The 15,085-nt window shown below is 76.3% G+C and carries 2 protein-coding genes; both read left to right on the forward strand.

What is annotated here, in order from left to right; all coding sequences use genetic code 11:
* On the forward strand, nucleotides 1-10,503 hold a 10,503-nt coding region (locus tag ABTY20_RS33045; protein WP_352000837.1), incomplete at its 5' end, for a type I polyketide synthase.
* Between the two features lie 10 nt (nucleotides 10,504-10,513).
* Nucleotides 10,514-15,085: beta-ketoacyl synthase N-terminal-like domain-containing protein (locus ABTY20_RS33050; protein WP_352000838.1), on the forward strand; the 4,572-nt coding region annotated here is incomplete at its 3' end.

Consider the following 15,085-nt stretch of genomic DNA (forward strand, 5'->3'; position numbering starts at 1 on the left):
ACCGGCGGCACCGGCGCCCTCGGCGCCCACGTCGCCCGCCGCCTCGCCGAACGCGGCACCCCGCACCTGCTGCTGGTCAGCCGCCGCGGCCCGGACGCGCCCGGCGCCGGCGAACTCGCGGCCGAACTGCGGGAGCGGGGCGCGGAGGTGACCGTGACCGCCTGCGACACCGCCGACCGCGACGCCCTCGCCGCGGTCCTCGCGGCCGTACCCGCCGAACACCCCCTCACCGCGGTGGTCCACACCGCCGGCGTGCTCGACGACGGCGTGCTCGACACGCTCACCCCGCAGCGGTTCGACACCGTCCTGCGGGCCAAGGCCCACTCCGCCGCCCACCTGCACGAACTGACCCGCGACAGCGGTCTCACCGACTTCGTGCTGTTCTCCTCCACCGCCGGCAGCCTCGGCGCCGCGGGACAGGGCAACTACGCGGCCGCCAACGCCTACCTGGACGCCCTCGCCGAACACCGCCGCGCCGACGGCCTGCCCGCCACCTCCCTCGCCTGGGGCCCCTGGGCCGGCACCGGCATGGCCGGCGACGGCACCGGGGTGCAGGACCGCGTCCGACGCGGCGGATTCACCCCGATGGACGCCGCGGACGCGCTCGTCGCCCTCGACACCGCCGTCGAGCACGGCGACACCGCGCTCACCGTCGCCGACGTCGACTGGCAGCGGTACGCGGCGGTCTTCGCCGCCCACCGCCCCCTCCTGCGCGACCTGCCCGCACTGCGCGCCACCACCGCCGGCCCCACGACCGCGGCCACGCCCGCCGGTCCGGCGCTCGGCCGGGAACTCGCCGCGCTCACCGGACCCGCCCGGCAGCGGTACGTCCTGGACTTCGTGCGTGCCCGGGTCGCGGGCGTCCTCGGCCACCCCGACCCGGCCGCCGTCGAACCCGACCAGGCCTTCACCGACCTCGGCTTCGACTCGCTGACCACCGTCGAACTGCGCAACACCCTCAACGCCGCCACCGGTCTGAGGCTGCCCGCGACCCTCGTCTACGACCACCCCACCACCCGCGACCTGGCCGCCCACCTCCTCACCGAGCTGCTCGGCACCCTGCCCGAGCCGGCCGACGGCCGCGCCGTCACGGACGCCACCGGACGCGCGAGCGACGACGACCCCGTGGTCGTCGTCGGCATGGGCTGCCGCTTCCCCGGCGGCGTCGCCTCACCCGACGACCTGTGGGACCTGCTGCACGACGGCCGCGACGCCATCACCGGCTTCCCCGCCGACCGGGGCTGGGACCTCGACACCCTCGCCCGCGGCGGCTCCGCCACCCTGGAGGGCGGATTCCTCGACGGCGCCGGCCTCTTCGACGCCGCCTTCTTCGGGATCTCCCCGCGCGAGGCCCTCGCCATGGACCCGCAGCAGCGCCTGCTCCTGGAAACCTCCTGGGAGGCCCTGGAACGCGCCGGCATCGACCCGGCGGGCCTGCGCGGCAGTGCCACCGGCGTCTTCGTCGGCACCAACGGCCAGGACTACGCCACCGTGCTGCGCCGCGGCACCACCGACGTGCGGGGCCATGCCGCCACCGGCACCACCGCCAGCGTCATGTCCGGCCGCCTGTCCTACACCCTCGGCCTGGAGGGCCCGGCCGTCACCGTCGACACCGCCTGCTCCTCGGCGCTCGTCGCCCTGCACATGGCCGCCACGGCGCTGCGCTCCGGCGAGTGCTCCCTGGTGCTGGCCGGCGGCGTCTCGGTGATGTCCAGCCCCGACGCCTTCGTCGAGTTCACCGCCCAGGGCGGCCTCGCCGGCGACGGCCGCTGCAAGGCCTTCGCCGACTCCGCCGACGGCACCGCCTGGTCCGAGGGCGCCGGCGTCCTGGTCCTGGAGCGCCTCTCCGACGCCCGCCGCAACGGGCACCCCGTGCTCGCCGTGCTGCGCGGCTCCGCCGTCAACCAGGACGGCGCCTCCAACGGCCTGACCGCGCCCAACGGCCGCGCCCAGCAGCGCGTCATCCGCGCCGCCCTCGCCGACGCCCGCCTCACTCCGGCCGAGGTGGACGCGGTCGAGGCGCACGGCACCGGGACCACCCTCGGCGACCCCATCGAGGCGCACGCCCTCATCGCCGCCTACGGCGACGGGCGCGACCCGGAGCGCCCGCTGCTCCTCGGCACGGTCAAGTCCAACCTGGGCCACACCCAGGCCGCCGCCGGCGCCGCCGGCGTCATCAAGACCGTCCTCGCCCTGCGCCACGGCGAACTGCCCCGCACCCTCCACGTCGACACCCCGTCGACCCACGTCGACTGGTCCGACGGCACGGTCTCCCTGCTCCGCGAGCACCGCGCCTGGCCGGAGACCGGGCGCCCGCGCCGCGCCGGCGTCTCCGCCTTCGGTGTCAGCGGCACCAACGCCCACGTCCTGCTGGAGCAGGCCCCGGTGGAGGTCGAGCCGCGCGGTGACGCGGCTCCCGTGGCGCCCGCCGAAGTGCCCTGGATCGTGTCCGCCCGCACCACCGAGGCCCTCACGGACCAGACCGAACGGCTGGTGTCGTTCACCGCCGCCCACCCGGACACCCCGGCCCTCGACACCGCCTACACCCTGGCCGTCGGCCGCACCGCGTTCGAGCACCGGGCGGTGCTGCTCGCGGGCGCCGGGGGCGGGGCGCCGGTGGAGGTGGCCCGCGGCCGGGCCGCGGAACGGTCACTGGCCGTCCTGTTCTCCGGCCAGGGCTCCCAGCGGCCCGGCATGGGCCGCGAACTGTACGCCCGCTTCCCGGTGTTCGCCGAAGCCCTCGACGCCGTACTGGCGCGGCTGGACGCGGAGTCGGACCGCCCGTTGCGTGAGGTGCTGTTCGCCGAGGAGGGCACGCCCGAGGCGGAGCTCCTCGACACGACCGGTTACACGCAGCCGGCGTTGTTCGCGGTGGAGGTGGCGCTCTACCGGCTCGTGGAGTCGTGGGGTGTGCGGCCGGAGTTCGTGGCGGGTCATTCGGTCGGTGAGATCGCGGCCGCGCACGTGGCCGGGGTGCTGTCGCTGGACGATGCCTGTGTGTTGGTCGCGGCGCGTGCCCGGCTGATGCGGGAACTCCCGGCGGGCGGGGCGATGATGGCCGTGCAGGCCAGTGAGGAGGAGGTCACCGGCAGGCTGACCGCCGGTGTGTCGGTGGCCGCGGTGAACGGTCCGGACGCCGTGGTCGTGGCAGGTGAGGAGACGGAAGTCCTCGCCCTCGCGGCCGACTTCGCCGACCGGGGCCGCAGGACGCGGCGGCTGTCGGTGAGCCATGCCTTCCACTCGCCGCTGATGGAGCCGATGCTGGCGGAGTTCCGGCGGGTCGCGGAGGGGCTGGCCTACGCCGAGCCGCGCATCCCCGTCGTCTCCCACGTGACCGGCGGGATCGCCGGCCCCGACCTGCTGTGTTCGGCCGAGTACTGGGTGCGTCACGTCCGGGACACGGTGCGGTTCGCCGACGGCGTGCGCGCCCTGGCCGCCGCCGGTGCGAACGCGTTCCTGGAGCTGGGCCCGGACGGTGTCCTGACCGGGATGGCGGCGCGGGTGCTGGACGGCGGCCAGGACGTCGTGTCGGTGCCGGTGCTGCGGGGGGACCGTCCCGAGGAGAGCGCGGTGCTCACCGCGCTGGCCCGGCTCCACGTCACCGGCGTCGACATCGACTGGGGCGCCTGGTTCCACGGGACCGGCGCACGCCGTACCGAACTCCCCACCTACGCCTTCCAGCACGAGCACTACTGGCCCGAACCGGCCGCCGCGCCCGGCGCGGAAGCCGGGCAGGACCCGGTGGACGCCGCCTTCTGGGCCGCCGTGGAACGGGAGGACCTTGAGGCGCTGTCCGCCACGCTCGACCTGGACGACACCGTCCTGTCGGACGTGCTGCCCGCGCTCTCCTCGTGGCGCCGCGGACTCAACGAACGGTCCCTGGTGGACGGCTGGCGCTACCGGGTGAGCTGGCGTCCGCTGACGGCCGGCGCCGTCACGTCCCCGGCCGCCGACGGTCCCTGGCTCGTCCTGATCCCCACCGTGCTCGACGGCGACCCGTGGGCCGAGGCCGTCGCCGGCGCCCTCGGAGCGGACGCGGTGCGCGTGGTCTGCGCCCCGGACGACACCGCGCTCGCCGCGCGCCTGGCGGAGGCCGCCGAGAGCGGTACCGAGTACGCCGGTGTGGTCTCCCTGTTCGCCGCGGCGGCGGACAGTGGTGCCCTGCCGTCCGGTGCCGCCTGGCCCGACGTCCTGCTGGACGCCCTGGACGGCGCCGGGATCACCGGCCGCCTGTGGGCCGTCACCCGGGGCGCCGTCTCCGTGGGCCGTTCCGACGCCGGAGCGGACCCCGCGCAGGCGGCGGTCTGGGGCCTGGGCCGGGTCACCGCCCTGGAGCGGCCCGACCGCTGGGGCGGTCTCGTCGACGTCGACCACGTCGCCGACGCCCGCACCGCCGAGCGCCTGCGGGCCGTCCTGACCGCGACCGGGCCGGACGCCGAGGACCAGGTCGCGCTGCGCGCCTCCGGCGCCTACGGCCGGCGGCTGGTCCGGGCGGCGGCGCGGCGTCCGGACGCCCCGTGGCGGCCCACCGGCACCGTGCTGGTCACCGGCGGCCCCGAGGGCTTCGCCGGCCACGTCGCCCGCTGGCTGGCCGGGAACGGCGCCACCGGCGTGCTGCTGGCCGTCCGCGGCGAAGCCGATGCCCGCGCGCTCGACGCACTCCGTGCCGACCTCGCCGATCTGGAAACCGAGTTCACGGCGGTCGTGCACGACCCGGCGGACCCCTCCGCCCTCACCGGAGCGGTGGACGCCCTGCCCGGTGGCCGTCCGCTCACCGCCGTGATCCACACCGGCGACGACGCCGCCCCCGCCGAGGAAACCGGCGCGCCCGGCGCGGACGCCCTCCTCGCCGCCGTGCGCCGGGACCTCGACGCGCTGGACACGGCCGTCGGGGACCGGAACCTGGACGCCTTCGTCGTGTTCGGCTCCATCTCCGGGACCTGGGGCGTCAGCGGGCAGGGAGCCGGCGCGGCAGCGGGCGCCTACCTGGACGCCGTCACCCAGGAACGCCGGGCGGGCGGCGGCACCGCGGTCGTCGTCTCCTGGGGCGCCTGGGCCGGCGCTGCACCGGACGGGCTCGCCGCCCACCTGCGCGCCAACGGCCTGCCCGCCATGGACCCGCACCGGGCCCTGACCGTGCTCGGCGCGGTCGTCGGCGACGCCGCCGCAGACCCGTCGGCACCGGCCTCGGTGACCGTCGCCGACGTGCTGTGGGACCGCTTCGCGCCCGCCTTCACCCGCACCCGGCCCGGCCGCCTCTTCACCGAACTGCCCGAGGCGCGGCGCGCCCTGGACGCGGCAGGCGGCGACCGCGCGGACGCGGGCACCACCGGCACGCTCCGCACCCGTCTGCGGCGGCTCGACGAGCGGGACCGGCTCCCGCACGCGCTGGACCTGGTCCGCACCGAGGTCGCCTCGGTGCTCGGCCACGCGGGCGCCGACGCCGTACCCGCCGAACAGGCCTTCAAGGACCTCGGGTTCGACTCGCTGACCGCCGTCGACCTGCGCGACCGGCTCGCGACCGCGACCGGGCTCACCCTGCCCGCCACCCTGGTCTTCGACCACCCGACGCCCACCGCGCTCGCCGCGCACCTGCTGACCGCGCTCCTCGGTGAGGACACCGGCCCGGCCACCCCGGCAGCGCACGGGACGGACGCCGCGGCGGCCGACGACCCGATCGTCATCGTCGGCATGAGCTGCCGCTACCCGGGCGGAGTGCGATCGCCCGAGGACCTGTGGGAGCTGGCCGTCGCCGGCACCGACGCCATCGGCGCCTTCCCGACCGACCGCGGCTGGGACCTGGACCGGCTCCTGCACGGGGACCGGGACGGACGGGGCCGCAGCGTCACCCGCCACGGCGGATTCCTGTACGACGTCGCCGACTTCGACCCCGACTTCTTCGGCATCTCCCCGCGCGAGGCCATGGTCGTCGACCCGCAGCAGCGGATCGTGCTGGAGACCGCCTGGGAGGCCCTGGAACGGGCCGGCATCGACCCGGCCGGGCTGCGCGGCGGCGACACCGGCGTGTTCGTCGGCGGCGGCAGCGGTGACTACCGCCCGGCCCTCGGTCAGGTCGGCCACGTCGAGACCGCCCAGTCGGCGAGCCTGCTCTCCGGACGGCTGTCCTACACCCTCGGCCTGGAAGGGCCCTCGGTCAGCGTCGACACGGCCTGCTCGTCGTCGCTGGTCGCCCTGCACCTCGCGGCGCAGGCCCTGCGGGGCGGCGAGTGCTCCCTCGCCCTCGCGGGCGGTGTCACCGTGATGTCGACGCCGGTCGGCTTCGTCGAGTTCGGCGAGATGGGCGCCCTGTCCCCGGACGGCCGCTGCAAGGCCTTCTCCGACGACGCCGACGGCACCGCGTGGGCCGAGGGCGCGGGCATGCTCGTCCTCGAGCGGCTCTCCGACGCCCGCCGAGGCGGCCACCGGGTCCTCGCCGTGCTGCGCGGCTCGGCCGTCAACCAGGACGGCGCCTCCAACGGCCTGACCGCCCCCAACGGCCCCTCCCAGCAGCGCGTCATCCGCAAGGCGCTGGCCGCCGCGGGCCTCACCGCCCGCGACGTCGACGCCGTCGAGGCGCACGGCACCGGCACCCGCCTCGGTGACCCGATCGAGGCACAGGCCCTGCACGCCACCTACGGCCGGGGCCGCGATCCCGAACGGCCCCTGCTGCTCGGCTCGCTGAAGTCCAACATCGGCCACACCCAGGCCGCCTCAGGGGTCGCCGGCGTCATCAAGATGGTCCTGGCGATGCGGCACGGCACCCTGCCGAAGACCCTGCACGTCGGCACGCCGTCCTCCCACGTCGCCTGGGACCCGGACGCCGTACGGCTGCTGACCGAGGCGACCGCCTGGCCCGAGACCGGGCGTCCGCGCCGCGCGGGCGTGTCCTCCTTCGGCGCCAGCGGCACCAACGCCCACGTCGTCCTGGAGCAGCCCACGGCCGACGCCACCGGGCCGGCCCCGGCCGCCGGGGACGCCCCGACGGCGGCAAGGCCGCTGCCCGTGGCCCTGTCCGCCGTCACCCGGGACGCCCTGGCCGAGCAGGCCGACCGCCTGCTCACCCGGCTCACCGACGGCACGGACCCGGCCGCCTCGGTCGCCGATCTGGCGCTGTCCCTCGGCACCACCCGCTCGGCGTTCGAGCACCGCGCCGTGCTCGTCGCCGCCGACCGGGCCGAACTCCTCGACGCGCTCACCGCGCTCGCCGGGGACCGGACCGCCCCGAACGTCCTGCGCGGCCGGGCCGTGCCCGGCGGCCGGACCGCGTTCCTCTTCCCCGGCCAGGGCTCCCAGCGGCCCGGCGCCGGCCGTGAACTGTACGACCGGTACCCGGTGTTCACCGAGGCCCTGGACGCCGTCGCGGCCCACCTCGACCCGGAGCTCGACCGGCCGCTGCGCGAGGTGATGTTCGCACCGGAGGGCACACCCGAGGCCGCCCTGCTGGACACCACCGGCTACACCCAGCCCGCGCTGTTCGCCCTCGGTGTCGCCCTGTACCGGCTGGTCGAGTCCTGGGGCGTCCGCCCGGACCTGCTGGCCGGGCACTCCGTCGGCGAGATCGCCGCCGCCCACGTCGCCGGGGTGTTCACCCTGGAGGACGCCTGCACGGTCGTCGCCGCCCGCGCCCGGCTGATGCAGGCCCTCCCGGCCGGCGGCGCCATGGTCGCCGTACGGGCGAGCGAGGAGGAGGTCGTCGCCCGGCTCGGCGACCGGATGTCACTGGCCGCCGTCAACGGCCCCGACGCGGTGGTGGTCTCCGGCGACGAGGACGCGGTCACCGCCCTCGCCGAGGAGTTCGCCGCACTCGGCCGGAAGACTAGGCGTTTGCGGGTGAGCCATGCGTTTCACTCCCTGCACATGGACGCCATGCTCGAGGACTTCGCACGGGTCACCCGGAGCGTGTCGTACACCGCGCCGACGCTGCCCCTGGTGTCGAACCTCACCGGGGAGACGGCCGCACCGGAGCGGGTGTGCGACCCCGGGTACTGGGTCGAACACGTCCGCCGCGCCGTCCGGTTCGGTGACGGGGTGCGCACCCTCGCCGCCCGCGGCGCCACCCGCTGCCTGGAGCTCGGGCCCGACGGCGTGCTCTGCTCCCTGGCACAGGACACCTTCGACGCCCTGGCCGACGACAACCGCCCGGCCCCGGCCGCCGTACCGGCGCTGCGCACCGGACGCGACGAGGAGCGGTCCCTGATCGGCGCGGTGGCCCGGCTGCACGCCGCCGGCCAGCCCCTCGACTGGGTCGCGCTGCTCGACGGCACCGGCGCCCGCCGCGTCGACCTGCCGACGTACGCCTTCCGGCGCCGCCGCTTCTGGCCCGACGAGCCCCCGGCCACCGCGGGCACCGCGGCCGGCTCCGGAGACGGCGATGACGCGTTCTGGGCGGCCGTCCAGGGCGAGGACTTCGACGCCCTCGCCGGTGACCTGGGCGTCGACGGGGAGTCCCTGTCCCGGGTGCTGCCCGCCCTGCGGGACTGGCGCCGCAAGCGCGGCGACCAGGCCACCGCGGACGGCTGGCGCCGGCGCATCGCCTGGCGTCCCCTGGACCGGCCCGGCGCCCCCGGCACCCCGGCCGGCACCTGGCTGGCCGTGCTGCCCGCCGGAGGCGCCGACGACCCGTGGACCGCCGGGGTGCTGCGCCTCCTCGGCCCCGCGACCGTCCGCCTGGAGGCGGCCCGCGCCGACCGTGCGGACCTCGCCGCCCGGCTGCGCCGGCTCCGGGAGGACGGCCACCCGTTCACCGGAGTGGTGTCGCTGCTCGCCCTCGCCGAGGGGTACGACCCCCAGGCCCCCGGCACCCCGCGCGGCACCACCCTCACCACCGCGCTGCTCCAGGCGCTCGGGGACGCCCGCGTCGACGCACCGCTGTGGTGCCTCACCCGCGGCGCCGTCGCCGTCTCGCCCGGCGAGGGCGTGCCCGCGCCGCTGCAGGCCGCCGTGCACGGCCTGGGCCGGGTCGCCGCGCTGGAACACCCGCACCGCTGGGGCGGCACCGTCGACCTGCCCGAGACCCTCGACGAACGCTCCGCGCAGCGGCTCGCGGACGTCCTCGCCGACCCCGCGGGCGAGGACCAGCTCGCCGTCCGGCCGGCCGCGGTCTTCGGCCGCCGGCTCGCCGCCGTCCGGCCCGGCGCCCCCCGCGACTGGCAGCCCACCGGCACCGTCCTGATCACCGGCGGCACCGGCGCCCTCGGCGCCCACGTCGCCCGCCGCCTCGCCGGCGCCGGGGCCCGCCACCTGGTGCTCCTCAGCCGCAGCGGCCCCGACGCGCCCGGCGCCGGCAAGCTCCGCGCCGAGCTCGCCGAACTCGGCGCCGAGGTCACCCTCACCGCCTGCGACACCGCGGACCGGGACGCCCTGGCCGCCGTCCTCGCGGACATCCCCCACCACGCGCCCCTCACCGGCGTCGTGCACACCGCGGGCGTCCTCGACGACGGCGTGCTCGACGGCCTCACCCCCGAACGGTTCGAGACGGTCTTCCACGCCAAGGTCACCGGCGCACTCCTCCTGGACGAGCTGACCCGCGGCCACGACCTGGACGTCTTCGCCCTGTTCTCCTCCGCGTCCGCCACGGTCGGCAACCCCGGCCAGGGCAACTACGCGGCGGCCAACGCGGTCCTCGACGCCCTCGCCGAACGCCGCCGCGCCGACGGCCTGCCCGCCACCTCCGTCGCCTACGGAGCCTGGGACGGCGACGGCATGGCCGGCGACGACCGCGCCGCCGCCCTCGCCCGGCGCACCGGCGTCCGGCCGCTCGACCCGGACCTCGCGGTCCTGGCGCTGCGCCGGACCGTCACCGGAAGCGACCCCGTCGCGGTCGTCGCCGACGTCGACCCCGAGCGGTTCGTGCGGGCCTTCACCACCGTGCGGCCCAGCGCCCTGCTGACGGAGATGCCCGGCCACGCCGCCCTCACGGCCACCGCGACCGCCACCGGGCCCGACGCCGACCGGTCCGTGTCCGAACTGCGCGACCGGCTGGCCCGGCTGCCCGGCAACCGGCGCCTGGGAACCGTGCTCACCCTGGTGCGGGAACGCGCCGCCGACGTCCTCGGGCACACCGGGACCGACCTGGTCGGCCCCGACCGGGCCTTCCGCGACCTCGGCTTCGACTCACTCGGCGCCGTCGAGCTGCGCAACCAGCTCGGCGCCGCCACCGGACTCACCCTGTCCGCCACCCTCGTCTTCGACCACCCCACCCCCGCCGCCCTCGCCGAGCACATCCTCGGCGAGCTGCTGCCCGCCGGCACGCCGGGCGACGAGACCGCCGACGAGACCGCGCTGCGCGCCGTCCTCGCCTCGGTGTCCCTCGACCGGCTGCGCGAGATCGGCGTCCTGGAACCGCTCCTGAGGCTCGCCGGGCGGGCCCAGGAACCGGCGGCCGGGGCACAGGCGGAGCACACCGGCGCCGAGGACGTGTCCGACGCGTCCATCGACGCCATGGAGGTCGACGACCTCGTGCAGGCGGCACTCAACGGCAACCTCGACGAACAGCGGGACTGACGGAGCGACCATGACCACGCCCAGCGAAAAAGTTGTCGAAGCTCTCCGGGCCTCGCTCAAGGAGACCGAACGGCTGCGACGGCAGAACCGGGAACTCGCGGCAGCCGCCGCGGAACCCGTCGCCGTCGTCGCGATGAGCTGCCGCTACCCCGGAGGCATCACCTCCCCCGAGGACCTGTGGCGGCTCGTCGAGTCCGGCACCGACGCCATCTCCGGCTTCCCCACCGACCGCGGCTGGGACCTCGACGCCCTGCGCGACGCCGGTACGGACGCCCGCGGCCACTCCGTCAGCCGGCAGGGCGGCTTCCTCGACGGCGTCGCCGACTTCGACGCCGCCTTCTTCGGGATCTCACCCCGCGAGGCCGTCTCCATGGACCCGCAGCAGCGCCTGCTGCTCGAAACGTCCTGGGAGGCCGTGGAACGGGCCGGCATCGACCCGCAGAGCCTGCGCTCCACCTCCACCGGCGTCTTCGTCGGCACCAACGGCCAGGACTACGCCTACCTGCTGGTCCGCTCCCTGGCCGACGCCACCGGCGACATCGGCACCGGCATCGCCGCCAGCGCCACCTCCGGCCGCCTGTCCTACACCCTCGGCCTGGAGGGCCCGGCCGTCACCGTCGACACCGCCTGCTCCTCCTCCCTGGTCGCCCTGCACGCCGCCGTCCACGCCCTGCGCGCCGGGGAGTGCGGCCTCGCCCTCGCGGGCGGCGTCAACGTCATGTCCACGCCCGGCTCCCTGATGGAGTTCAGCCGCCAGGGCGGACTGGCCGGCGACGGCCGCTGCAAGGCCTTCTCCGACGACGCCGACGGCACCGGCTGGTCCGAGGGCGTCGGCATGCTCCTGCTGGAACGCCTCTCCGACGCCCGCCGAGGCGGCCACCCCGTGCTCGCCGTGATCCGCGGCTCCGCCGTCAACCAGGACGGCGCCTCCAACGGCTTCACCGCCCCCAACGGACCCTCCCAGCAGCGCGTCATCCAGCGCGCCCTGCGGTCCGCCGGCCTGACAGCTGCCGACATCGACGCCGTCGAGGCCCACGGCACCGGCACCCCCCTCGGCGACCCGATCGAGGCGCAGGCCCTGCTCGCCACCTACGGCCAGGGCCGTGACCCGGAGCGTCCGCTGCTGCTCGGCTCCATCAAGTCGAACATCGGACACGCGCAGGCCGCCGCCGGTGTCGCCGGCGTCATCAAGATGGTCATGGCCATGCGTCACGGCGTCCTGCCGCCCACCCTGCACGCCGACCGGCCGTCCCGGCACGTCGACTGGAACGCGGGCGCCGTCCGGCTCCTGACCGAGCGCACCCCCTGGCCGGAGACCGGCCGCCCCCGCCGGGCCGGCGTGTCCTCCTTCGGCATCAGCGGCACCAACGCCCACGTCCTGCTGGAACAGGCCGAGCCGGCCCCGGAGCCCGAAGAGCCCGCCGTCCCGTCCCTCACCCCGGCGGTCGTGCCGTGGCCGGTCTCCGCCAAGACCGAGGACGCCCTGCGGGACCGGGTCGCACAGATCACCGCACCCACCGACGCCACCGCCCTCGACACCGGCTACTCCCTCGCCACCGGCCGCTCGGTCTTCGAGCACCGGGCCGTGCTGCTCACCGGCGCCGACGGCGTACCCGCCGAGGTGGCCCGCGGCCGGGCCACGGAACGGTCACTGGCCGTCCTCTTCTCCGGCCAGGGCTCCCAGCGGCCCGGCATGGGCCGCGAACTGTACGCCCGCTTCCCGGTGTTCGCCGAAGCCCTCGACGCCGTACTGCTCCGGCTCGACCGCGACCTCGACCGCCCGCTGCGCGACGTCGTCTTCGCCGGGCGCCGCACCCCCGAGGCGGAACTCCTCGACACCACCGGCTACACCCAGCCCGCCCTGTTCGCCGTCGAGGTCGCCCTGTACCGGCTCGTCGAGTCCTGGGGCGTGACACCGGAGTTCGTCGGGGGCCACTCGGTCGGCGAGATCGCCGCCGCCCACGTGGCGGGCGTCCTGTCCCTGGACGACGCCTGCACCCTGGTCGCCGCCCGCGCCCGGCTGATGCGGGAACTCCCGACGGGCGGCGCCATGATGGCCGTCCAGGCCACCGAGGAGGAGATCACCCGCAAGCTGACCGCCGGTGTGTCGGTGGCCGCGGTCAACGGCCCGGACGCCGTGGTCGTCGCCGGTGACGAGACCGAAGTCCTGGCCCTCGCGGCCGGGTTCGCCGACCAGGGCCGCAAGACGCAGCGCCTCGCGGTGAGTCACGCCTTCCACTCGCCGCTGATGGAGCCGATGCTCGACGCCTTCCGCGCCGTCGCGGAGACACTCACCTACCACGAACCGCTCCTCCCGGTCGTCTCCAACGTGACCGGCGAGATCGCCGGCCCCGAGCTGCTGTGCTCCGCCGACTACTGGGTGCGCCACGTACGGCAGGCCGTGCGCTTCGCCGACGGCGTGCGCGCCCTGGCCACCGCCGGCGCCGACGCCTTCCTGGAACTGGGCCCCGACGGCGTCCTCACCGGAATGGCCGCGCGGGTGCTCGACGGCACCGCCGACACCGTGTCCGCGGCCGCCCTGCGCAAGGACCGCGCCGAGGAACGCGCCCTGCTCACCGCCCTGTCCCGGCTGCACGTCGCGGGCGTCCACGTCGACTGGGCCCGCTGCTTCGACGGGACCGGCGCGCGCCGCACCGACCTGCCCACCTACCCGTGGCAGCACGAGCGGTACTGGCCCGTCCTGATGGCCGCCGCCGGCGACGTGTCGGCCGCCGGCCTGGTCTCCGCCGAACACCCCCTGCTGGGCGCCGCGGTCTCCCTCGCGGGCCTCGACGGGGTCCTGTTCACCGGACGCCTCTCCGCGCAGACCCACCCCTGGCTGATGGACCACACGGTGGGCGGCGTCGTCGCCTTCCCCGCCACCGGCTTCCTGGAACTCGCCGTCCGCGCCGGCGACCAGGTCGGCTGCGACCGCATCGACGAACTCACCCTCGCCAAGCCGCTCATCCTCACCGAGAACGCCGCCGCCGTCGTCCAGGTGTGGGTCGGCGCCCCGGACGAGACCGGCGCCCGCAAGGTCACCGTCTACTCGCAGACCATGGACGACCCGGAGCAGCGCTGGACCGAGCACGCCAACGGCGTCCTCACCAACGGCGAGCGCACCACCCCCTTCGACGCGAGCGTCTGGCCCCCGCGCGGCGCCGTCGCCGCCGACCTCGAGGGCTTCTACGAACGCACCGAGTACGGTCCCGTCTTCCAGGGACTGCGCGCCGTCTGGCGGCGCGGCGACGAGGCGTTCGTCGAGGTCGCCCTGCCGAACCAGGTCGACGACGCCGAGTACTACGGCATGCACCCGGCCCTGCTCGACGCGGCCGTGCAGTCCGTCGGCTTCGTCGGCCTCGGCGACGGCAAGAAGCTGCTGCCGTTCTCCTGGTCCGGGGTGTCCCTGCACGCGGGCGGCGCCTCCGTGGTCCGCGTCCGCGTCGCCCGGGTCGGCGAGGACTCCGTCTCCATCGCCGCGGTCGACGTCGAGGGCGCGCCCGTGCTCTCCGCCGAGTCGCTGATCCTGCGCGTCCCCTCCGCCATCCAGGCCCCCGCGCTGCGCAGCAGCGAACAGGACGGCCTGCTCCGTCTCCAGTGGACCCCCGCCCCCGACACCGGCGCCGACACGGACGTCCACTGCGCGGTCCTCGGCGCCGGCACGGGACTGCCGGGTGCCACCCTCACCACCCTCGCCGACAGCCTGGTCGCCTCCCCGCGGCCCGAGCTGGTCCTGGTACCGCTGGGCGGCGGCGGCGAACTGCCCGCCGCCGCCCACACCCTCACCGCCCGCGCCCTCGACCTGGTGCGCGCGTGGCTGGAGCTGAACCCGTCCGGACCGTCCCGGCTGGTGTTCGTCACGCGCGGCGCCGTCGCCGCCGACACCGGCGAGCGGGTGCACGACCTCGCCGCTGCCGCCGCCTGGGGTTTGGTCCGCAGCGCCGAGGCCGAGAACCCGGGCCGCTTCGCCCTGCTCGACCTCGACGCGGACAGCCGCGTCGAGACCGTGCTGCCGCTGCTGCCGGAACTCCTGGCCGGGGGCGACACCCAGTTCGTGGTCCGCGACGACACCGTGCGCGTCGCCCGGCTGGCCCGGCTGACCAGCGGCGCGAGCCTGCTCCCGGTCGCCGGACTGCCCTGGCGGCTCGACAGCGACGACCGCGGCACCCTCGACGCCCTCACCCTCGCCCCCTCCCCGGAGGCGCTGCGGGCACCGGAGGGCCGGGAGGTGCGTCTCGAGGTGCGGGCGGCCGGGCTGAACTTCCGCGACGTGATGAACGCGCTGGGCATGTACCCGGGTGAGGCCGGACTCCTCGGCTCGGAGGCCGTCGGCGTCGTCACCGGGACCGGTCCCGAGGTCACCGGGCTGCGGGCCGGCGACCGGGTGATGGGCATGGTGCCCGGCGGACTGGCCGACACCGTGCTGATCGACGAGCGCTACCTCGTCCGCGTTCCCGACGGGTGGACGGACGAGCAGGCGGCGTCGATGCCGCTGGTGTTCCTGACGGCCCTGTACGCCTTCCGTGATCTGGCGGGTCTGCGGGCGGGGGAGTCGGTGCTGGTGCATGCCGGTGCGGGTGGT

It is taken from the genome of Streptomyces sp. NPDC126497 (genome assembly GCF_040302425.1).
Taxonomy (GTDB): domain Bacteria; phylum Actinomycetota; class Actinomycetes; order Streptomycetales; family Streptomycetaceae; genus Streptomyces.